Genomic DNA, 22129 nt, shown 5'->3' with positions numbered 1-22129 from the left:
CAGTCTCACCACAAGAGGGATGACCATGAAACGCATACGGGGGACCGGACGGTTCGCACGGATCGCTCAGGCCGGACGGATCGCTCACGCCGGACGGGCAGGGCACGCCGGACGGATGGGGCACGCCGGACGGACGGGGCACGCCAGGCGTGTTTCCGTCGCCATGGCGGCGATCCTCGTCACGCTCTCTCTCGCCCTCACGACCACCGCCTGCACGGGGGTGTTGACCAAGGTCGCCGTGAAGGCGGTCGCCCGCGGAGCGCCGGCCGCCGCGCCCTTCTTCCGGCAGGCACTCCGCCTGGGGACGGACGCCCTGGTCAGCGGGGCCCTCGCCCTTGAGGGCGGTACGAAGAGGGGCGACCAGCCCGGCCTGTACGGCGGGTCGCGGACCAACAGGGGCTGCGCCAAGAACAAACTCGCCCGCTTCCTCAAGGACCCCGCCCACCGCCAAAAGGCCGTGGAGTGGGCCGGTGTGCAGGGCATCGGAGTCGACGAGATCGAGGGCTTCGTGAAGAAGCTCACGCCCGTGGTGCTGCGCAACGACACCCTGGTGAAGAACCACGACTACAAGAAGGGCAAGGCGGTTCCCTTCGACGCCCTGCTCGAAGCGGGCATCGCCGTCCTGGTCGACCTGTACGGGCGGCCGGTCGTGCAGTGCAGCTGCGGCAACCCGCTCGGCGCCTTCGAGCACGATGTCGACAGCGTCGACGTGACCTTCAAGGGCAAGAGCAGGAAGTGGCAGTCGTACGACCCCAACAAGATCGTCAAGGTCGAGCGCACAGACGTGAAGGACGAGGTGAAGAGCTACCAACTGGTCGACGTCGACAAGAAGGACGCGGGGATCGTGCGCCGGCCCGGAACCGATGGCACGCGGGACGAGCCGCTGCCGGAGGACCCCGGCACCCAGGACGCCGAAGTCGACGTTCCGCCAGTGACGGGTTTGTCCGTCCAGGAGGCTACGGAGATCCTCTCGGCGCAGGGGCTGCGGATACAGACGAATGACGGGTCATCGGGCAGCGCCGCCCCCGGCACTGTCCCCGGCACGGCCCCCGGCACCGTCGTCGGTCAGGACCCGGCCGCGGACGAGCGAGTCGCCAAGGGCTCCAATGTGACGCTCACCGTGGCACCGGACGCGGATCCGTCCGTGGTGACGGAGTCGCCTTCCCTCACCCCCTCGCCCACTGAGGACACAGGGACGACCACGATGATCGCCCTCGCGGACGCACCGGTGCGTGAGTCCCCCTCGTCCACCAGTGCCCAGGTCAGCCATGTGGCAGCGGGAGGCGAGTACCCGGCGACGTGCTACGGCCACGGCGAGCCCACCGACGCCCACGGCTCCGCAAGCGACCTGTGGGTGCAGCTCCATCTCAGGTCGGGGGACCTCGGCTGGGTCACGGCCACCGCACTCCAGGAAGATCCCGCCGCGGGGGGACTCGGCCAGTGCTGAGCCGGGTCCGGCGCTGGAAGGGGCGCTGAAAGGGGCGCTGGAGGCGGCCGGGGGCCGGCGCGGATGTTCCACTCCGCGTCGGCCCCCGGCCGCATGCGGGTGACGTCAGCGGCCCAGCGGGCGGCGGGGCAGCGGGGATGAATAGACGACACTCGTCGTCACCGAGCCCAGCGCGCCGATCTTGCCGGACACCTCCTCCAGATGCCGCATCGAACGGGCGGCGACCTTGATGACGAAGCAGTCGTCGCCCGTCACGTGGTGGGCCTCCAGGATCTCGGGCGTCGCGGTGACCAGGTCGTGGAACGGCTTGTAGTTGCCGTTCGGGTACCGCAGGCGCACGAAGGCCAGGATCGGCAGCCCCAGCCGCTCGGGGTCGACCACGGCGGCGTACCCCTGGATGACACCCGCCTCCTCCAGGCGGCGCACCCGCTCGGTGACCGCGCTCGCGGACATGGAGACGGCGCGGGCGAGCTCGGCGAAACTGGCCCGGCCCTCCCGCTGGAGGACGTCGAGGATGCGCCAGTCGGTGGCGTCCGGGGAATACGCGGTCATGTGCGAGGAATAGCAGGGGAATCCTCGGTGAATCAAGGTGCGCACCGTGGAACGGCCCTTCAGGAAGTGGATCACCGACCGTAGATTTCTGGGCATCGAGATCCGTCCGGGAGGGACAAGACGATGACCACCACCGCCGTGAACCCCGTACTCCGCGTCGCACCCGCCGCGCCGGCCGACGCCGCCGCCTACTTCCGCGCGAGCCTCGTCTTCCACGCCGACGTGTCGGACGTCGCCGCCGCACTCACCGCCGACGGCGACCCCGGCTTCGTCGTCCTGGACTCCCGCTCCACCGAGTCCTGGGACCAGGGCCACATTCCGGGCGCGATCCACCTCCCCACCGCCCTGATCCCCGAGCAGGCCGAGCAGCTCCTCGACCGGTCCGTGCCCGTCGTGACCTACTGCTGGGGCCCCGGCTGCAACGGCGCGACCCGTGCCGCCCTCGCCCTCGCCGAACTGGGCTACCAGGTCAAGGAGATGCTCGGCGGCTTCGAGTACTGGGCACGCGAGGGCTTCGCGTACGAGACCTGGGAGGGCCGCGAGCGGCGCGCCGCCGACCCGCTGACGGTCCCGGTGGACGCGGAGAACTGTGGCTGCTGAGGCCGGGGTTGGGCACGGTGACGCGTGTGCGCCCTGTGCGTGTAGGTTCTGCTGCCATGGTGCGATACGCGGAACCGGGCGCGGTGGAGTGGGTGGAGTCGGGCGGCGGCCCGCTGATAGCGATACCGGAGACGGTGCTGCCGTTCTGGGCGGGCGCCGACGGCGACGAGACGGCCTCGGACTACGACCGGGCCTGCGAGGTCGACGGATCCGTGGGACTGCTGCCCGTGGGTGACAGCGCGGCACTGGTGTTGGGTGACGAGCCCGCCTCGACCGCCTATCTGCCGGACCAGGGCATCTTCGTACGGTGGCGCGCCGCCGACTCCGAGGCGGAACTGCTGTCCCGGGTTCCGGCCGCCCTCGCCATGGCCGTATGGGAACCCGAGGTGCGCTGGAAGGTGCCGGGCACGGTGGTCCTGTTCGACTCGGCCTGGCCGGGACGCGAGACGGAACGGACCGGGCATCTGCGGGTGGCGCTGGAGCCCGGGGCGTACGCGGTGCGCGCGGCGCACGTGCAGCCGGGGCCCGAGACCTGGCTGGGGCTCGTCCAGCTCCGACGGCTGCCGCACTGACCGGCTGCTGCCACCACGGTGCTCCGTGCCGAAATTGCCAGGCATCCCCGCTGACCTCGGGGGTTTCGCGCCGGCTCAGCGGCCTTGGTGGATAACCAGGTGCGCCGTACCCAACCGTTCCCCATCATGATCTGTCATGCCCCGACTCCCGCACCCCGCCCCCGAAGACCTGCGTCGCGACCCCCTTCCCCTGCGTGGCCGGACCGCCCTGGTCACCGGAGCCAGCAGACGGGCCGGCATCGGTCATGCCGTGGCCCGACGGCTCGCCGCCTACGGGGCGAGCGTCTATCTGCACCACCATGTGCCGCACGACGCCGCCATGCCCTGGGGAGCCGACCGGCCCGGGGAGGTCGTCGCCTCCGTGCGCGACGCGCTCGGCGACCCCGATGCCCAGGTCCTCGCGGGTCCCGGCGACCTCTCCGATCCGGCCGCGCCCGCCGAGCTGGTCGCCACGGCCGCCTCGGCACTCGGCGGGCGGCTCGACATCCTGATCGCCAACCACGCCGTCAGCGGCTCCGACGGCACCCTCGACGAGATCGACGCCGCGATGCTCGACACGCACTGGGCGGTAGACACACGGGCGGTGCTGCTCCTCGTCCAGGCCCATGCCCGGTTGCGGCCGGCCGGCCCCGGCGGGCGCGTCGTGATGATGACCTCCGGCCAGGACATCGCGGGCGGCATGCCCGGCGAGATCGCCTACGCCCTCCAGAAGGGCGCCCTCGCCTCGATCACCCGCTCCCTGTCGACCACGCTCGCAGAGCGGGGGATCACGGTGAACACCGTCAACCCCGGCCCCGTGGACACGGACTACCTGACCGGCGAGACCTACGAGGCCGTGGCGGCCGCCTTCCCCGCCGGCCGGTGGGGCATGCCCGACGACCCGGCCCGCCTCATCGCCTGGCTCGCGACGGACGAGGCGGGCTGGATCACCGGTGAGGTCATCAACTCCGAGGGTGGTTTCCGGCGTTGATCACAGGGCGGCCAGTTCGTCCACCAGGTCGTCCAGGCCCAGCGACCCCTGGGACAGGGCCGCCATGTGCCACGCCTTGAGGTCGAACGCGTCGCCGTGCCGCTCCCGTGCCTTCTCGCGGCCCAGCAGCCACGCCCGCTCGCCGAGCTTGTAGCCGATCGCCTGGCCCGGAATCGTCAGATACCGGGTCAGCTCGCTCTCCACGAAGTCCGCCGGACGGCTGCTGTGCGCGCCGAAGAACTCCTGCGCCAGCTCCGGAGTCCACCGCTCGCCCGGGTGGAACGGCGAGTCGGCCGGGATCTCCAGCTCCAGGTGCATGCCGATGTCGACGATGACGCGGGCCGCCCGCATCATCTGCGCGTCCAGGTAGCCGAGCCGATGCTCCGGGTCCGTGAGGAAGCCGAGCTCGTCCATGAGCCGCTCCGCGTACAGCGCCCAGCCCTCGGCGTTGGCGCTGACCATGCCGACCGTGGCCTGGTAGCGGGAGAGGTTCCCGGCGACGTACGTCCACTGCGCGAGTTGGAGGTGATGGCCCGGCACGCCCTCGTGGTACCAGGTCGAGACGAGGTCGTAGACCGGGAAGCGGTTCTGGCCCATCGTCGGCAGCCAGGTGCGGCCCGGACGCGAGAAGTCCTCCGACGGGGAGGTGTAGTACGGCGCCGCCGCACCGCCGGGCGGGGCGATGCGCGACTCCACCTTCCGTACCGGCTCGGCGAGTTCGAAGTGCGTGCCGTCCAGCTTCTCGATCGCCTCGTCCATCAGGCCCTGGAGCCACTCACGGACCTCGTCGACGCCCTCGATGTGCGTGCCGTGCTCGTCGACGTGCGCCAGCGCCACCCACGGCGTCGCGGCGCCCGGGAGGATCTTGTCGGCCTCCTTCTTCATCTCGCCGAGCAGACGGTGGTATTCGGCCCAGCCGTACGCGTACGCCTCGTCCAGGTCCAGGTCCGTGCCGTTGAAGTAGCGCGCCCAGCGGGCGTATCGCTCGCGGCCCACCGTGTTCGGCGCACCCTCGATCGCCGGCGCGTACACGTCACGCACCCAGTCCCGCAGCTTCACCACGGCGGCCGTCGCCCCGCGGGCGGCCTCGTCCAGCTCCGCGCGCAGCGCCTCCGGACCGGCGGACACGAAGTCCTCGAACCAGCCCTGCCCCTCGCCCGTGTCGGACCACTCGGTGAGCTGCTCGATGAACGTGGCGGTCGGGCGCGGGGCCGCGTACAGCTTGCGCTCCAGACCCTGCGCGAGGGACTCGCGGTACCCCGCGTACGCGGTCGGCACCGCGCGCAGCCGCTCGACGATCGCCGCCCAGTCCTCGTCGGTCTGGTTCGGGGTGACGGTGAAGATCTCGCGGACCGAGTGGGCGGGCGTGGCCATGTTGCCGACCGAGCGCAGGCCCTCGTCGGCATCGTGCACGGCGAGTTCCGCGGTCAGCCGCTCGCGCAGCAGGCGTGCGCACCGGCGCTCGATGTCACTGTCCGCCCCGGGCGCGCGCTCGGCCTCGTCGAGTCGCGCGAGGGTGGCCCGCTGAAGCTCCGCGAGCGCCTCCTGGCCCGCGGGCGAGAGGTCGGGGAGCCTGCTCGAACTCTCCTTCACGCCGAGATACGTACCGGTGACCGGGTCGAGGGCGATGAGCTCGTCGACATACGCGTCGGCGACCTCGCGGGGCAGCGGGCTGTTGGTCTCAGACATACGCCCCATCCTCATACGGCGACCGGTGCCGCGTCAGCCCGGTTTCGCTCGCGCTCGCCCACGTCAGCCGGATTTCGCTGAGGGCGTGTTCTCCGGCGCGTCGGGTGGCAGCAACGGCCCGCAGTCCCACTCCTGGAAGATCAACCGGGTCTCCACCCGCGCCACTTCGCGCCGGGCGGTGAACTCGTCGAGCACCAGCCGCTGCAGATCCGCCATGTCCGCGACCGCGACATGCACGAGATAGTCGTCGGGGCCGGTGAGATGGAAGACGGTCAATGACTCCGGCAGCGCCCGGATCCGCTCCACGAACGGTCCCACCAACTCCCGCCGATGCGGCCTGACCTGCACGGACAGCAGTGCCTGAAGCCCGCGGCCCAGCTTGGCCGGGTCCAGCCTGAGCTGATGGCCGAGGATCACGCCCGAACGGCGCAGCCGTGTCACCCGGTCCAGACACGTCGACGGTGCGACCCCGACCTGCACGGCGAGATCGCGGTAGGTGGTCCGGGCGTCGTTCTGCAGGAGCCGCAGCAGATGCAGATCGACCGGATCCAGTACGACAGATTCGGCCATTGGCCGAACGTAGCACGGGGCCCGGTCCGTGTGGCCCGTCCGTTGTTCAGTCTTCCGCCCATGGATCCAGCGAGCAGGGAGGCATACGCCGGTATGCACGGGTACGACGACGTACGCACCGCACCTAGAGCACTCGCCACCGAGGCCGTCCACGCCGGCCGCGACGACCTCGCCCGGCAGGGACTGCACGCCCCGCCGATCGACCTGTCCACCACCTACCCCTCCTACGACAGCCGCGGCGAGGCCGCCCGCATCGACGCCTTCGCGACCACCGGCGCCGAGCCGGACGGCCCGCCCGTCTACGGCCGCCTCGGCAACCCCACCGTCGCCCGCTTCGAAACCGCCCTGGCCCGCCTGGAGGGCACCGAGGCGGCGGTCGCCTTCGCCAGCGGGATGGCGGCACTGACCGCGGTTCTTCTCGTACGGGCCTCGATGGGCCTGCGCCACGTCGTCGCCGTACGTCCGCTGTACGGCTGCAGCGACCATCTGCTCACCGCCGGACTGCTGGGCACGGAGGTGACCTGGACCGACCCCGCCGGAATCGCGGAGGCGCTGCGTCCGGACACCGGCCTGGTGATGGTCGAGACCCCGGCGAACCCCACGCTCACCGAAGTGGACCTGCGGGCGGTGGCCCACGCCTGCGGCTCCGTGCCGCTGCTCGTGGACAACACCTTCGCCACGCCCGTGCTCCAGCGCCCCGCCGAACACGGCGCACGGCTGGTCCTGCACAGCGCCACCAAGTACCTCGGCGGGCACGGGGACGTGCTGGCGGGCGTGGTGGCCTGCGACGAGGAGTTCGCCGGGCGGCTCCGGCAGATACGGTTCGCCACGGGCGGCGTCCTGCATCCGCTGGCCGGCTATCTGCTGCTGCGTGGCCTGTCGACCCTCCCCGTACGCGTCCGGGCCGCCTCGGAGACCGCCGCCGAACTCGCCCGCCGCCTCGCCACCGACCCGCGCGTCGCCCGCGTCCACTATCCGCGCCTCGGCGGCGCCATGATCGCCTTCGAGGTCCACGACGACCCGCACGAGGTCATCGCCGGCGTCCGCCTGATCACCCCCGCCGTGAGCCTTGGCAGCGTCGACACCCTCATCCAGCACCCGGCCTCCATCAGCCACCGCATCGTCGACGCGGACGACCGCCGCGACGCCGGCGTCAGCGACCGCTTGCTGCGGTTGTCGGTGGGCCTGGAGGACGTGGAGGACCTGTGGGCGGATCTGGACGGGGCGCTGGGAACGGCGGCGCACCCCCACAGGGACGCGGGGCTCTATCGACATGAGGCTCCGCCGCAGGGCGCGACCAGCCACAACGAACCCGCGGCCGCCGGCCGGCCATAGCCCCTACGGCGTTTCGGGCTGCCCCCACTCACCCGCACTCGACACACGCCCCACAACCTCCACGGCCCCCTCCGGCGCAACCGGCGGAGCCAACCGCGCGGTGATGACCAGGGTCCCCTCCTCGATCTGATAGTCGAGGGGGAGCCCCAGGCCACGCATCGCGGCGACCATGCCCGTGTTGGACGACTGCGTCACGGCGTACACGCTCGCGCAGCCGGCCTCCACCGCCATCCCCACCAGCCTGCGCAGCAACTCGCCGCCGATGCCGCGCCGCTGCCAGGCGTCCTCGACGAGCAGCGCGATCTCCGTCTCGTCGCCGTCCCACAGGAGGTGACCGAGGCCGACGATGCGGCCCGACGCGGTCTGTACGGCGATCGTGCGGCCGAAGCGGGGGCTGAGCAGATGGTTCAGATAGCGGTCCGCGTCACCCACCGGCCCGTGGTACCGCATCCCCAGCGTCCGCGCCGAGCACCGCTCGTGCATCTCCTTCGCGGCCCGCAGATCACCGATGTCCACCCTGCGCACGGTGATGTCGTTGCCCTCGGGCAGCGTCAGCACGTCCTGGCTGCGCGGCACGCGCGGGCCGAGCCGGGCGTCCAGCTCCACCAGCGCCCGCGCCCGCGCGAACTCGGTCGGCGTGAACGGCAGATACGGCCGCTCCACGGTGATCACTCCACCTTCCGGTGCCCGCAGCCGCATCACGGTGTCCTCGAGCGCCCCCTCCACCGGTACCGCCTTCGGTCCCCGGCCGCCCCCGGCCGGTACCGCGGGCAGCGACCGGATGGTGCACCGGCCCAGCAACTGCCGCAGCGCCAGCGGGAGTTCCGCCGCGTCCAGGGCGGTGCGGGTGGCGAGGCCCAGCACCCGGGTCGGCGCGTCCACGAGGTCATGGGCGTCGGCCCGCTCGATCCAGGTCCCGGCACCACCGGCCACCGGCACCGCCTGGGCGATCTCGGCCGCCGCGACGCCGCCGGGCGCACGGAGCAGGAACTCGTCCACCGTGCCCTCGGCCAGCGGATGCGTCTGCAGGCTCAGGATGTCCACCCGCAGCCCGGCGAGCGCCGCGCACAGCGCCGCCAGCGACCCCGGTTCGTCCTTCACCGTCGTCCGCATCCGCCACAGCGCACTCTCCCCGGACACTGTCGCGGACGACTCCCGCGACTGCCCGGACGACCCGGCCTGCTCCTCGGAGCGCGGCCGGGCACCGGTATCGCCCGACGGCGGTGCGTGACCGCGGCTGCGAGCCCACCATGAGTGGAACCCCGCCGCGAGGACCAGGGCTGTCGCCGAAACCAGCAGCAGCGCCGGTCCGCCGGGCCCGTGCCCGGCCAGGTTCGCCGCCCCGTCGACCACGGCCACCGCCGTGAGGAGCGCGGCCAGCTGGATGACGTTTCGCCGCCAGTGGTGTACGGGACGTCCGTGCCTCGCACGGGTCACATCAGACATGTCTCGACTCATGCAGCCACTGTGAAGGAAGGGTGTTGCGTGATCACGAACGCATTGTGACCGGGCGGTAAAGAAGGCTTATGCCGGGTTTGTGCCCTATTCAATTATGTGGCGCGCTGCGGGCGGCGCGGACCGGCCGGCCGGGCGGTCCGGCCGGGGGCGGGGCGGTGCCGTGCCTCGTCAGGCGGCCACCCCCTCCGCCAGCGCGCTGCGCAGCCGTCGGGCCTGGGTCACAAGCCGGGACGAGCCGCGGCGGTCCGCCGCCCGTGCCAGGTGCGGCATGTCCTCGTGGGCCCCCGTCCGTTCGGCGCACTCCGCGGCGACGGCCAGGAGATCCGCGAGTCCGCGTGGTGGAGTGGCCGTCCCGCCGGTCGCGAGGTCCGCGAGGTCCGCGAGCAGGATGGGCAGGGTGTGGCGGAGCATCCCCCAGATGGTCGCGTTCGCCCCCGTGGCCGCCGCCGTCCGCATCGACTCCACGAGCCGTGACGCTTTCACGGCCCCGCTGCGCGCCAGCTGCCCCAGATCCGCGCCCATCCGGGCCGTGTCGAGCTGCTCGCGGGCCGCCAGCACCAGCAGCGCGTCCACGGCGGCGAGCCGATCCTCCGGATGCCGCGCGCCGAGCCCGTACGCCACGGCCAAGTGGACCGCCTCACCGGCCTCGCCGCCCGACTCGGCCAGCCGGGGCAGGATCGCCGCGTCCCCTCGGGTGTCGTGGACGGCGACCGCCGAGAGTTCGCGCAGCATTCTGACCGCCACCAGTTCGCGCTGCTCGGGCAGCAGGGCCAGCCAGTGCTGTCGCATGTCGTCGCTCCAGTGGTAGCAGTGCCAGCGGCCCTGGAGCACGTTCACGGGTCGTCCCAACGCACGGAAGGCGGGCGGGAAGTCATCCTGCAGTTCAGCTACTTCCTCCGACTCGACGAGCACGCGGTCCTCTGCTGTCCGACGCCGGTACGCCGGTATCGCGGGAGCCCCGGAGGTCAGCCACCGGGCGAGCCGCCTCCCGTCGGAGGTGCCGAGGGCCGTCGCACGCTCCGCGGCGGTCTCGGCCACCGCACGGTCGCCCCGCCGGACCCGCAGCAGCGCCTGCGCGAAGTCGGCTTCCGACACCCGTGCCCCCAGGCGCCGGTACTCGTCGAGGCGCGTCACCAGCTCGTCCGGCTCCAGCAGACCCGTGCCCCAGGTGGGCGTCGACAGCAGGAACGGCAGCGGCTCGCTGCGGATCCGGTACGCCACCTCCCAGATGCGGGCCTCGAAGGCTCGGGCGAGCGGGCTGTGGCTGCAGTCGGTGTTGACGGTCCAGCGCCGGAGGGCGTTGTGGAGCGTGGTGGTGAGTACTTTCCCCCGCAGCGTCGCGAGAAGGAGTTCGAGGCCGTGCGCAGCGTTGGTCAGACCGTGGTGTCTGGTGAAGTAGTCGTCCGCGCTGAATCCGCCGTACTGCGGATCCCTCTGGTCCCACCAGCGGCCCGCGACCAGGGGTTCCAGCGCCTCCAGCAGCGTGTCCCGGTCGCGGTACGCATGCCGCACGAGTCCGTCCAGGGTCCGCTCGAACGCCGCCACGTCCCCACCGGCCGCAAGCAACGCCCCGACCTCTTCGGCGAGTTCCGTCGCAGACCCGGGTGCGGGCTCGAGACGCGCCGGTTCCGGCGCGGGCGGCAACACCTCCTCGTACGTCACGGGCTCGGCTGCCACGGGGGACGCCCCGAGGTTCTGGGCGGCCCGCCTCCGCAGGGCGGGAATCAACTGCTCGGCGGCCGACGCGAGTTCCTCCCGCACCTCGGCGGTGCCCGCCTTTCGGACATGCCGCTCCACCAGTTTCAGCGCCCGCTCCTGCACGTCCGAGTCCTCGTGGCCGAAGGCCTGGGCGGCGGCGGGCAGCAGCTCATCGGCGGCGGACGCGTCACGGGCGATCACCTTGCCCAGCAGGACCAGCTGGGAGCGCACGAGCTTCTTCTCGGTGCGGAAGAGGACAGCGCCCGACATCTCGGCCAGTTGACGTGTGGTCAGTTCGCCGTCCAGGGCCAGTGACGCCAGCACCGACTGACCGTGCGCGGCCACGACGGACGCGGCGTCGGAGGCCAGTGCCAGCCAGTCGGCGGTGTGTTCCCGCTCCTCGTCGCGGGTGAGGGCGAGTGCCTTCAGCATGCGCAGGAACACCCGGTGGTCGGCGGCCGGACCGCCCCGCAGCAGCCGTGCCACGCATGCGTCGACCGTCGCCTTCCGGTCCAGGACGCCTTCGACGGTGAGCCGCGCGAGCGCCTCGGTCCAGCTGTTCGGACCCTCGTCAGAGGTCCATGCCAGACGGCTGCCGATGTCGTTCGTCTCGAACAATGCGGCCGCGAGCCGGGCGAGATGCGGGTCCTTGCGCAGCCGGTCCAGAACGGTGTCGCCGCGCTGCCAGACGTGGCCGATGTGCTCCACCCACCCGTGGACATAGGCCTCCGTTGTCGGCACCGGGCGACCGGAGAGCCGTACCAGTCCCGCCATCAGCTCATACGGCACCTGCGAGCTGACCGGCCGCTCGGCCAGCCGGTGCGCCACGTCGCCGAGCCAGCCGGGCGCCCGGTCGCCCAGGAGGTCGATCAGCACTCCCGGTGACGCGGGCCACCAGCGCATGTCGGACGCCGCGAGCCAGCTCGAGACGCCGGCCGCACCGGTCTGGCACGCGGTCCCCGCCGCATGCAGGGTGGGATAGGCGCGCCGGGCCTGCGCGGTCCACTGGTCCGCCCTCAGCTCCTTGCGCAGTGCCTTCAACTCGGGGAAGAGCGCCCGCCGTTCGGCGTCCGTCATCCCATCCAGCAGGCTCACCGCCTCGGCCGTCCGACCGGCCCTCACCGCGTCCATCAGTGAACTCATCGCGCACCCCCGTCGACTCGTGCCATGTCCCGTTCCGCCGCGGCGAGGCCTCGCCGCACCATCCGTACCGCCAGCGCGTGCTTGCACGGCCCGCGCCCGCCCCGGTACTTCGCCCACCACAGACAGCTGCAGCTGAGCACGCCCGCCTCGTCGCGCACCCGGTGCACATGTCCGTCCTCCGCCCTCACCGTCCCGACGGCGCCGTCCAGCGTGACCGCGCCCGCCGCCACCAGCGCCCGGGCCGAACGCAACCGCGGGTTGTGGCGATCCACGCGCTCGGCGTCATACGGCAGCTCCCGGTGGAAGTAGGCCGCCTCCGCCGTGTCGTAGCCGACCCGTCCCGATGTGCCCAGGCGGATCAGGGCCGCCCGGACGCGCTCGGGCGTGAGGCCGGAGGCGGCGGCCAGGTCGGACACGTCGACACGGGGCTCCCAGGCGAGGAGCACCGCGACCAGCTCCGCGTCCTCGGCGGCCTCGTCGGTGGCCAGCGCGTCCAGGACGCCGCCCTCGCCGGAGAAGCCGCGCGAGGCGTCGGGCGACAGTGTCAGCGTCAGCCGCATGCCCGGCAGGACCACCTCCCAGGCACTGGCCGTCGCGGCCGCGCCGCCGGTGACCGTGGGGCTGTACACCCGCAGGGCAGTGGCATGCCGCAGGACCCGCTGGAGCGCGATCAGCCGTTCCGGGCCGGGCAGGCACACCGCGCCGGGCACCGCGCGTGTGGTCGGCCGCAGCCCGCCGCTCCCCGAGGACACCACCCACCGCGCGCCCACCGAGGCGCCGCGCGCCCCGCCGCGCGGAAGCGCCCGCAGGAACCGCACGGCCTCGGCGGCCGGCAGTTCGGCCCGCAGGTCGAAGCCCGCCGCTATCACCTGGGCCTCCGCGAAGCCCCGCAGCCAGCGGTCCGGGAGCGGCACCTTCTTCTCGACGACCGGGCCGTCCAGCGTGGTCACCGCCAACTCCTCAGGGCCCACGCGCAGATGGAGCGGATCGTCCGCGCCGATCCTGGACAGGGCCTCGCGCAGCGGGTTGTTGACGTCGACGTTCGTCGTGCCGTACCCCACATCGCCGCCGTCCAGGCCCGGCTCCAGCACGTCCAGGCGGGCGTACACCCCGCAGCAGCCGGAGAAGGACTCGAAGCGCAGCCGGTCACCGTTACCGGTCACGACCGGGTCGAGGGAGGCGCGCAGCTGACGCTGGTAGTACCGCGCGGCCGCCACGTCGGCCACCGCGAGCAGCGCGGCGGAGGCCACCTGAGGGGACGTCAGGAAGCCCGCGAAGAAGCGCGGATGGTCCTCGACGCCCGAGGGCGTCGCACCCCGTGAGGTCTCGAGCCCCAGGCGCTGTCCGTCCGCTGCGGACTCCAGCACGGAGGGTCGGCAATAGGCCACGGCCTGCAAAGATCGCGTCATGGAAAAACCGTAGAGGCGACCACTGACAATCGGCTCTGGCCTGCGAAAACATCTGTTCTCGGGTCGAGTTCGCCGCGCCGGGTGCGCCCGCCGCCGCAGTTGCGGGCCAGTCACGACCGCGGTCACAGCCGCAGTCGCGACCGACCGCGCCGCCCACCGGGGGATGACACCGGTGCGCGGCACAAGTTCCAGGCTACGGGAGTTACTGACCGACCCGGCCCGGCTGCAGGACCTGCGTGAACAGCACGGTGCCGTCGGACTCGCGCAGGCGCACCGTCAGCTCACCGCTGTCGCCGTCGATGTCGACCTCGCCGAAGAACTGGTAGCCGCCGGCAGGCGAGACGTTCGCGGTCGTCGGCGCCTTGATGAACACCCGGTCCGGACCGAAGGTGTTGTCCAGCGTGTTCGCCGGGAACGCGCCGGCGTTGAGCGGGCCGGAGACGAACTCCCAGAACGGCTCGAAGTCGGTGAAGGCAGCCTGTGACGGCTGGTAGTGCTGGGCCGAGGTGTAGTGCACGTCGGCGGTCAGCCACACCGTGCCGGTGATCCTGCGGTGCTTGATGAACCGCAGCAGCTCGGCGATCTGCAGTTCCCGCCCCAGCGGCGCCCCCGGGTCCCCCTGGGCGACGGCCTCGATGTTCGGCTTGCCGTCGCCGGTGTCCGGCACCACCAGGCCCAGCGGCATGTCGGAGGCGATCACCTTCCACACGGCCCGGGAGCGGGACAGCTCACTCTTGAGCCACCGCAGCTGCTCGGCGCCGAGGATGCCCTGTGCGTCGGTGGCCTGGTCGTCCGTCGAGTTGGCGTTGCGGTAGGTGCGCATGTCCAGCACGAACACGTCCAGCAGCGGGCCGTGGTTGATCACCCGGTAGACCCGGCCGTCGGGGCGGCGCAGCGTCGAGATGGGGAAGTACTCCGAGAACGCCTGCCGGGCGCGTGAGGCGAGGACGTCGACGTTCTTCTGGGTGTAGCGGGAGTCGGCCAGGATCTCGCCGGGGTACCAGTTGTTGGTCACCTCGTGGTCGTCCCACTGGATGATGGACGGGACCTGGGCGTTGAACCGCTTGAGGTTGTCGTCGAGCAGGTTGTAGCGGAAGTTGCCGCGGAACTCGGCCAGGGTCTCGGCGACCTTGGACTTCTCCTCGGTGGTGATGTTCCGCCACGTGTTGCCGTCGGGCAGGGCGACCGAGGCCGAGATCGGGCCGTCGGCGTAGATGTTGTCGCCGCTGCAGAGGAAGAAGTCCGGGTCCAGCGCGGCCATCGCGTTGTAGATCCGGTAGCCGCCGAAGTCCGGGTTGATGCCCCAGCCCTGACCGGCGAGGTCGCCCGACCACACGAAGCGCACCCCGTCGCGACGCCGCGCGGAGGCCGTACGGAACGTGCCGGTGACGGGCTCGCCGGTGCGGCGCGGGTCGTCCGGGTCGGCGAGCAGCACGCGGTAGTGGATCTGCTCGCCGGACGGCAGGCCGCGCAGCCGGGTCGTACCGGTGAAGTCCGTGTCGGCGCCGAGCAGCGGGCCCTGCCATCTGCGCGGGTTGCGGAACGACTCGGTCGCGGACGTCTCGACGATCATCCGGGCCGGCCGGTCGGATCGCGCCCACACCAGCCCCGAGTCGCGAGTCACGTCTCCCGTCTGTACGCCCCATCCCGCCCTGGGACGCCCCGACAGGGCGAACGCCGGTGCCGAGCCGAGCGCCGTGGGCAAGGTGAGCGCCGCCGAGGCGGCGAGCGAGCCGCGCAGAACGCTGCGACGGCCCGGGAACGAACGGTGTGACATGGAGGCCTCCAGGGGCGGGATCCGGCCAGTGTGCAGTGCCACAACTACTGGTGCGCCGCAGCGCACGCGGAAACCACAAGTGAACAACTGACCGCATCCACGAGGGAACCGGTGCGTCATGCCGAGTCGCGCTCAGCGCCGACGCGCGGCGGTCGCCTCCGCCATGAGCTGTACGCCCGCCCGGATCCGTGTCGGCGGCAGGTGCGCGTACCCCAGGACCAGCCGCACACCCTGCTCCCCGCCCTCCCCGGCACGCGCGTGTGCGTGGTCCGCGTGTGAGTAGCCGGTCAGGGGGCGTACCGCCACCCCGGCCGCGGCCACGCGCCCGAGGAACCCCTCCTGGGGCCCGTACCGGTCCGGCAGCGCGGCGATGACGTGCAGACCCGCGGCGATCCCGGTCACCTCGGCGCCCGGAAAATGCTCCTCCAGGGCGGAGACGAGGGCGTCGCGACGCTCCCGGTACGCGCGCTGGCACCGACGCAGCTGGCGGTCGTAGTCGCCGCGCTCCACGAACCGGGCGAACAGCGCCTGATCGAGGGTGGGATGCCCGAGATCCATGGTCCGCTTGCGCTCGACGACGTCCTCGGCCAGTGCCTCTGGTACGAGCAGCCAGCCGAGCCGCAGCCCCGGCGCGAGGGACTTGCTGACCGACCCCGTGTAGGCGACGCGCTCCGGGTCGAGGCCCTGGAGAGCGCCCACGGGGGCGCGGTCGTACCGGAAGTCGCCGTCGTAGTCGTCCTCCAGGACGAACCCGTCGACGGAGCGCGCCCAGTCGAGCAGTTCGGTACGGCGACGGGCGGAGTAGGCGATTCCGGTGGGGAACTGGTGGGCCGGCGTCGCGACGACGGACCGTACGCCCGACTCCCGCAGCGGGCCCAGGACGAGCCCCTCGTCGTCCAGCGGCAGCGGCACCGTGGTGACGCCCGCGGCGGCGTACAGGGCGTCGTGCTGTGGGCTTCCGGGGTTCTCCACGCCGACATCGCGCAGCCCGCGCGCGTGCAGCACGAAACCGAGCAGCGTCGTCGCCTGCGCCACTCCGGAGACGACCACGATGCGCTCGGGGTCCGCGACCACGCCCCGGCGGCGTGCGAGCAGTTCGGCGAGCGCCGTCCGCAGCCGGGGGAGCCCGCGCGGGTCGGGATAGCCGAGCTCGTGGTGCGGCAGCTCGGCCAGCACCCCGCGCTGCGCGGCCGCCCACGCGGCGCGCGGGAACATCGACAGGTCCGGCGTCCCGGGGACGAAGTCGGCCCGGGCACCGGTGGCACGCGGCGCGAGGTCACGCGCGCGTGGCCGTGCGGCCCGTACGGCACCGCCCACCCAGGTGCCCGCACCCCGGCCGCTGCGCAGATAGCCCTCCGCCGTCAGCTGCTCGTACGCCTCGGTGATCAGCCCGCGGGACACGCCCAGGTCGGCGGCCAGATCCCGGCTCGACGGCAGCCGCGTGTCCGGTGCCAGCCGCCCCGACCGCACCGCTTCCCGCAGCGCCGCCTGCAACGAACGCCCACGCGTGCGTGCGGGCGCCGAAGCGGCCGGCAGAAGCAACTCCCAGGCGGCGGAGGCCACCTGCCGCTCCGGACCACCGGCGGGATTGGTCTCCGATGACGTCATGAAAGTGGACCTTAATCCGGACCGCGCCGGTTCCTAGCGTCGCTCCCATGAACGCCACCACCACGCGCGGAGCCCTCCTCGCCGCGCTCGCCTGTGTCCTCGTCGGAGCATCCTTCACCGCCAACAGCCTCCTGGGCGACTACCCGTACGCCGGCGGCCAGTTCCTGCGCTACGCCCTCGCCTGTCTCCTGCTCGTCCCCCTCGCCGGACGGGACGCCGCGGCCCGGTTGCGCGCTCTCGCCGCCCGTCAGTGGGCCCGCCTCGTGGTGCTCGCGGCGGTCGGCATGGTCGGCTTCAACCTGGCCGTCATCGCCGCCGAGCGCACCGCCGAACCGGCTGTCCCCGGAGTCCTCGTCGGCTGCGCGCCCGTGGTCGTGGCCGTGGTCGTGCCCCTGATGGACGGGCGGCGACGACCCCAACGGACCGTCCTGTACGGGGCGTCGCTCGTTGCGGTCGGTGCGTTCACGGTTCAGGGCTGGGGCCGTACGGACGGCGCCGGCCTCGCGTTCTCCGTGTGCGCACTGGTCGGCGAGGTCGGCTTCGCGGTCCTGGCGGTGCCCGTACTGCGCCCCCTGGGCCCGCGGCTGCTGTCCGCCACGGTGTGCGGGATCGCCGCCGTCGAGTCCGCGGTGGCCGGGCTGCTCCTGGACGGCACCGCGTGGCTGCGACGGCCCGACACCACCGAGACCCTCGCTCTCCTGTGGCAGGCGGTGATCGTGACCGTCGTCGGCTTCGTGTGCTGGTACATCGGCATGCAGCGGATCGGCGCCGAACGCGCCACGCTCTTCTCCGGCCTCATCCCGGTGGCCGCCGCCTGCACCGCCCCGCTCGTCGGAACCGGCTCCTACGGCACCGTCCAGGCACTGGGCAGCGCCCTGGTCGGCACCGGAGTCGCCCTGGGCTCCGGCGCGTTGACGCGAGCCCCGCGCGGGCGTACCCCAAGCGTGCCTACTCCGGGCATGCGTACTCCAGGCATGCGTACTCCAGGTCAGCGCCCCCCACGCGTGCGTGCCCCGCGCGAGTCAGCGGCTGCCGTCGAGGATGACGCGCGCGACCAGGGCCGGGTCGTCGTTCATGGGACAGTGACCGCAGCCGGGCAGCCGGACGAGGCGGGCCCGGGGGATGATCTGCTTGGCGCGCACACCCTGGCGGCGCACGAGCAGCCGGTCCCTGCTGCCCCAGGCCACGGTGACCGGGATCCCCGGGATGTCGTCGGTGAACCGGACGGCTCGACCGGCGCCGAGGGTCTGGTCGAAGCCCGTGGCCTGCGCCAGGGCCAGCGTCTCGGCGACCACGGCATCGGGTGACCGGCGGCCGGGGCGCGCGTAGATCGTGCTGGTCAGGACGGTGCGGCCGGCCGCCGACCGGGACAGCTGCTCCACCAGCGGCAGGGGCAGCCGCCGCGAGATGTGCCGCATCGCGAGCAGCACACCGAAGGCGTAGCGCCGCTCGGCCTCGGACCAGAACCCGGCCGGGGAGAGTGCGGTGACGGACCTCGCGAGCTTCTCCCTGCCGAGTTCCAGCGCGATCAGACCGCCCAGCGAGTTGCCCACCACATGCGGCCGGTCGAGCTCCATGGCCTCGCAGAAGGCACCGAACACGGACGTCGTCGTGGCCAGGTCGTAGGCCAGGCCGTCGGGCAGGCCCGGGGACGTCCCGAAGCCGGGCAGGTCCACGGAGATCACGTCGCGCTCGGCCGCGAGGATGTCCACCACCGGGTCCCAGACCTGCCGGTGGTGACCGATCCCGTGCAGCAGGAGCAGCGGTTCGCCGTTCCCCACGCGCGCGTAGTCGACGGTCACGCTCCGCGGGCCGTGGGGAGAGGCGACCTGGAAGGAGACAGTGGCGGACATGGGGTGCTCCTCGTCTGGGACACGCTGACGGAGTCTGGGGCACGTTGACGGACGGCCGTAGACAGCTTGTCAGCAATTGCTACCGACGGGTAGACCTCGACGGGCCGGAGATCCGCGGGGAGGTACGACCCACAACGCGCCCTGTGCGCCTCGGGGTTGAACGACACGCGCCCGGGGCGCCGATTTCGCCTGGACACGGCCGGACACGTCGGATGGGATGGAACGGTGACCACTGACACCGAGACCGACGTCTTCGAAGAGCACCGCCCCGTCCTCCTGGGAGTCGCCTACCGCATGCTCGGCCGCGTGGCCGACGCGGAGGACGTGGTCCAGGAGGCCTGGCTGCGCTGGACCAACGCCGACCGGTCCGAGGTGCGCGAACCCCGCGGCTACCTGGTGCGCATCACCACCCGGCTCGCCATCGACCGGCTGCGCCAGGTCAAGGCGCGGGGCGAGACCTACATAGGCCCCTGGCTGCCGGAGCCGTACGTCACCGACTTCGGCGACACCGTCCCGGACACCGCCGAGCGGGCCGTCCTCGCCGACTCCGTCTCCCTCGCCGTCCTCGTGGTCCTGGAGTCGCTGTCGCCGCTGGAGCGGGCGGTGTTCGTCCTCAGAGAGGCCTTCGGCTACCCGTACGCCGAGATCGCCAACATGCTCGACCGCGGCGAGGCGGCGGTCCGCCAACTCGCCGGCCGGGCCCGCAAACACGTCGACGAGCGGCGGCCGCGGTACGAGGTCGACCCCGTCCAGCGACGCGATCTCACCGAACGGTTCCTGGCCGCGGCGGCGGAGGGTGACCTGGAGGGGCTCATGTCCCTGCTGGCCCCGGACGTCCGCCTCGTCGGCGACAGCGGCGGCAAGGCCAAGGCGCCCGTCCGGGTCCTGGAGACCGCCGACAAGGTGGGCCGCTTCCTCGTCGGCGTCGCGCAGAAGGGTGTCGCCGAAGTGTCCTTCCGCTTCCTGGAGGTCAACGGTGGCCCCGCGGTGCTCGTGCGCTCCGGCGACAAGCCCGACAGCGTCTTCCAGCTGGATGTCGTGGACGGCCGGATCCAGGCGGTCTACATCATCCGCAACCCCGACAAGCTGACCTCACTGGCAACCGTGTAGCCTCCGCCGCCGCGTCACGGGCGCGGCGGCTCGAGCCTGTCCCGTGAACGTTCCCGGCGATTGGTATTGACCAAGGGTGAGGGCCGCCCTATGGTCGCTGATAAGTGCAACAACCTTTAATAAACAAGGGCGCTAAAACGCCGCTGGGCCACGGCGATTGCGGAGGACAGGGTGGGGACCACGCAGCTGGAATCGGTGCCGGAACCGAAGTACTGGCACCTGAGGACCGTGCTCAGTGAGGCACTGGACTCCGAATTCACCGTGGGCGAGATTCTGCCCAACGAACGCGACCTGGCCGCCCGCTTCGGCGTCGCCCGGGCCACGCTCCGCCAAGCCCTGGAACAGCTCGAACTGGAGGGCAGGCTGCAGCGCCGCCGCGGCGTCGGTACGACCGTCGCCCCGCCGCGCGTGGGCGTCTCCGTCGGCAGCGAGCAGCACGCCTGGCCGGGCGCGGCCGACGACGTCTGGCAGCCCGTGGACTGCACTCCCGCGATGCCGCCCACGTCCGTCGCCGACGCCCTGGACAGCGGCCGGGACGAGTCCGTGCACATCGTGCGCCGCTCCCGGGTGACGCACGGCCAGCCCGTCGCCGCCGAACTGCTCTACATCCCGGAGTCGTCGGTGCCCGACCTCTCCGCCATCGACGCCCCGTCCGGAGCGGCACGCGCGCGTGCCGTGCTGCGCGAGCTGCAGCGTCTGGAGCTGGAGGGCCAGGACAGCGCCGTCGAGCTGGGCTCGGCCCGCGCGGACGACGCCAAGGAGCTGGACCGCCTCCCCGGGGCACCCGTCCTCGTCGTGACCACCCGCTACCTCGCCGAGGGCCGCACCGCCGCGCTCTCCGTCGCCACGTACCGCGCGGACACCTGCCGGCTGACCTTCGGCGACTCCGGCCGTGTGGAGATCCACCAGGACCCGGAACGCCAGGCGTCCTGACCGCCGTACCGGCACCTGCCTCGCGCCCCGGAGTCACTCCGGGGCGCGTCGCGTTCACCAGCACGGCCCGCCTTGTACGGCCCGCCTGGTACGGCCCTCGGATCGGTGACGGCTCGACGTCCGACCGGCCGACCGTCAGCGCCGCGCCGTCACCGTTCCCTCCACCGCGAACAGCTGCTCCTCCACATGGTCGAGAGCGAGCCGCAGCGCGCCCGTCGCCACTGCCGCCTCGCCGAGGAGGGACAGGGCGACCTTCGGGGGGCGCAGGCAGTAGCGGGCCAGTTCGCGGCGCAGCGGCTCCAGTACGCCGTCTAGGCCTGCGGCCCAGCCGCCCACGACGACCAGCTCGGGGTCGAGGGCGAGGACGAGCGCGGCCACGTCGTGGACGAGGCGCTGGATGAAACGGTCGACGGCCTCCAGGGCCCGTTGGTCTCCCTTGCGGGCCTGGGCGAAGACCTCGGCCACGGCACGCTCGTCGAGGGGACGAAGGGGCTCGTCCGTGGTGGACAGCAGGGTCTCCGGCGTCACCTCGCGGCCCAGCAGATGCAGCGCGCCGATCTCACCGGCCGCTCCGCCGAACCCCCGGTGCAGCTGCCCGCCGATCAGCGAACCGGCGCCCGGGCTCAGCCCGGCCAGCACGAACACCACGTCGTCGGACTCGGTGGCGGACCCCTTCCAGTGCTCGGCGACCGCCGCCGCGTTGGCGTCGTTCTCCACCAGGACCGGGCACTTGAAGGACCGGCTCAGCCGCTCGCCCAGCCGCAGCCCCGTCCACTCGGGCAGCGCGGCGCCCAGCCGCACGGTCCCGTCCGCCTCGACGATGCCCGGCGTCGCGACGCCGACGGCCCGCAGCGAGCCGCGCGCCACACCGGCCCGGCGCAGCAGTTCGGCGACCGCCGTACGCACCCGCTCCAGCCGCTCGTCGGCCGGAGCCGTCTCGTCGACCTCCTTGTCGATGGCGCCGAGCACCCGGCCGTCCAGGTCGGCGAGGAGCGCGGCGACCCGATGCGCGCCGATGTCCACGCCCAGCAGATGGCCCGCCTCGGCCCGGAACCGGAACCGTCGCGCGGGCCGGCCCTGGCGCCGGACGACACTCTCGTCGGCCGCCTTCTCGATGACGTACCCCGCCTCGATGAGCCCTTCGACGACGCCCTCGACGGTCGGCCGGGACAGCCCGGTCACCCGGGTGATCTCCGTCAGTGTGGCGGCGTCCGTGGCACGCAGCGCGTGCAGCACCACCGCGGAGTTGATCCTTCGCAGCAGCGAGGGATCCCCGCCGGTCAGCTGCCCCAACGTCCGTCCTCCCAGCTCGTGCGCATGTTGGGCGGATGGTACTCGCCGCGGCGGATCCCGGCGAGGGGTGGGGACCCGGTGACCTACTGACCGGTCGGCCCGGCCTCGTCCG

17 protein-coding genes and 1 pseudogene are annotated in these 22129 nt (G+C 72.5%); 8 read left to right on the top strand and 10 right to left on the bottom strand.

Annotated features, from left to right (window positions below; genetic code table 11):
• Window positions 1–25 precede the first annotated feature (25 nt).
• Window positions 26–1447: a DUF6777 domain-containing protein gene (locus ABIE67_RS08425; protein WP_370255674.1), complete on the top strand. Its 1422-nt coding sequence runs from the start codon at window positions 26–28 to the stop codon at window positions 1445–1447.
• Window positions 1448–1552: 105 nt separating this feature from the next.
• Here ABIE67_RS08425 and ABIE67_RS08420 read toward each other — a convergent pair whose 3' ends face one another.
• Window positions 1553–1999 (bottom strand): Lrp/AsnC family transcriptional regulator, encoded by a 447-nt coding sequence (locus tag ABIE67_RS08420; protein WP_370255673.1) that lies wholly within the window; start codon window positions 1997–1999, stop codon window positions 1553–1555.
• Between the two features lie 123 nt (window positions 2000–2122).
• On the opposite strand from ABIE67_RS08420, the gene ABIE67_RS08415 reads away from it, so the two are divergent.
• The 3 genes from ABIE67_RS08415 to ABIE67_RS08405 all read left to right on the top strand — a co-directional run bounded on the left by ABIE67_RS08415 (window position 2123) and on the right by ABIE67_RS08405 (window position 4141).
• The gene (locus ABIE67_RS08415) at window positions 2123–2599 is read left to right on the top strand and encodes a rhodanese-like domain-containing protein (RefSeq protein ID WP_370255672.1); all 477 of its coding nucleotides are present in this window, start codon (window positions 2123–2125) and stop codon (window positions 2597–2599) included.
• Window positions 2600–2655: 56 nt separating this feature from the next.
• The gene (locus tag ABIE67_RS08410) at window positions 2656–3171 is read left to right on the top strand and encodes an immunity 21 family protein (protein ID WP_370255671.1); all 516 of its coding nucleotides are present in this window, start codon (window positions 2656–2658) and stop codon (window positions 3169–3171) included.
• A 136-nt stretch (window positions 3172–3307) separates the two neighbouring features.
• Window positions 3308–4141, top strand: coding sequence for an SDR family oxidoreductase (locus ABIE67_RS08405; RefSeq protein WP_370255670.1), 834 nt, complete (start codon window positions 3308–3310; stop codon window positions 4139–4141).
• Here the strand turns inward: ABIE67_RS08405 and ABIE67_RS08400 are convergent, their stop codons facing one another.
• Window positions 4142–5830, bottom strand: coding sequence for a DUF885 domain-containing protein (locus ABIE67_RS08400; protein ID WP_370255669.1), 1689 nt, complete (start codon window positions 5828–5830; stop codon window positions 4142–4144).
• Window positions 5831–5893: 63 nt separating this feature from the next.
• Window positions 5894–6400, bottom strand: a complete 507-nt coding sequence (locus tag ABIE67_RS08395; protein ID WP_370255668.1) for an Lrp/AsnC family transcriptional regulator — start codon at window positions 6398–6400, stop codon at window positions 5894–5896.
• 93 nt (window positions 6401–6493) lie between these two features.
• On the opposite strand from ABIE67_RS08395, the gene ABIE67_RS08390 reads away from it, so the two are divergent.
• On the top strand, window positions 6494–7735 hold the full coding sequence (locus ABIE67_RS08390) for a PLP-dependent aspartate aminotransferase family protein (protein ID WP_370268318.1): 1242 nt from the start codon (window positions 6494–6496) through the stop codon (window positions 7733–7735).
• A gap of 3 nt (window positions 7736–7738) precedes the next feature.
• On the opposite strand, the gene ABIE67_RS08385 is transcribed toward ABIE67_RS08390, so the two are convergent.
• From ABIE67_RS08385 to ABIE67_RS08365, 5 genes are all read right to left on the bottom strand, one after another.
• On the bottom strand, window positions 7739–9181 hold the full coding sequence (locus tag ABIE67_RS08385) for an N-acetyltransferase family protein (protein ID WP_370255667.1): 1443 nt from the start codon (window positions 9179–9181) through the stop codon (window positions 7739–7741).
• Window positions 9182–9361: 180 nt separating this feature from the next.
• Window positions 9362–12034 (bottom strand): DUF6493 family protein, encoded by a 2673-nt coding sequence (locus ABIE67_RS08380; protein ID WP_370255666.1) that lies wholly within the window; start codon window positions 12032–12034, stop codon window positions 9362–9364.
• A complete protein-coding gene (locus tag ABIE67_RS08375) occupies window positions 12031–13443 on the bottom strand; it encodes an SWIM zinc finger family protein (RefSeq protein ID WP_370255665.1) in 1413 nt (470 codons plus the stop codon). The genes ABIE67_RS08380 and ABIE67_RS08375 overlap by 4 nt, the downstream gene beginning before the upstream one ends.
• Window positions 13444–13645: 202 nt before the next feature.
• Window positions 13646–15220, bottom strand: coding sequence for an alkaline phosphatase (locus ABIE67_RS08370; RefSeq protein ID WP_370255664.1), 1575 nt, complete (start codon window positions 15218–15220; stop codon window positions 13646–13648).
• Window positions 15221–15352: 132 nt separating this feature from the next.
• Entirely contained in the window at window positions 15353–16828 is a 1476-nt protein-coding gene (locus ABIE67_RS08365; protein ID WP_370255663.1) for a PLP-dependent aminotransferase family protein, read from the bottom strand.
• Between the two features lie 47 nt (window positions 16829–16875).
• Between ABIE67_RS08365 and ABIE67_RS08360 the strand changes: the two are divergent.
• Window positions 16876–17667: pseudogene (locus ABIE67_RS08360) on the top strand (EamA family transporter); the annotation flags it as partial.
• 183 nt (window positions 17668–17850) lie between these two features.
• On the opposite strand, the gene ABIE67_RS08355 reads toward ABIE67_RS08360, so the two are convergent.
• A complete protein-coding gene (locus tag ABIE67_RS08355) occupies window positions 17851–18681 on the bottom strand; it encodes an alpha/beta fold hydrolase (RefSeq protein WP_370255662.1) in 831 nt (276 codons plus the stop codon).
• A gap of 225 nt (window positions 18682–18906) precedes the next feature.
• Between ABIE67_RS08355 and ABIE67_RS08350 the strand changes: the two genes are divergently transcribed.
• The gene (locus ABIE67_RS08350) at window positions 18907–19791 is read left to right on the top strand and encodes an RNA polymerase sigma-70 factor (RefSeq protein ID WP_370255661.1); all 885 of its coding nucleotides are present in this window, start codon (window positions 18907–18909) and stop codon (window positions 19789–19791) included.
• A 171-nt stretch (window positions 19792–19962) separates the two neighbouring features.
• Window positions 19963–20724, top strand: a complete 762-nt coding sequence (locus ABIE67_RS08345; protein ID WP_370255660.1) for a GntR family transcriptional regulator — start codon at window positions 19963–19965, stop codon at window positions 20722–20724.
• Between the two features lie 135 nt (window positions 20725–20859).
• Here the strand turns inward: ABIE67_RS08345 and ABIE67_RS08340 are convergent, their stop codons facing one another.
• Window positions 20860–22017, bottom strand: coding sequence for an ROK family protein (locus ABIE67_RS08340; protein WP_370255659.1), 1158 nt, complete (start codon window positions 22015–22017; stop codon window positions 20860–20862).
• Window positions 22018–22129: the final 112 nt, after the last annotated feature.

It is taken from the genome of Streptomyces sp. V4I8 (genome assembly GCF_041261225.1).
Lineage (GTDB): Bacteria > Actinomycetota > Actinomycetes > Streptomycetales > Streptomycetaceae > Streptomyces.
Note: the sequence above shows the minus strand (reverse complement) of the source record. Positions and strands in the feature narration are given on the sequence as shown.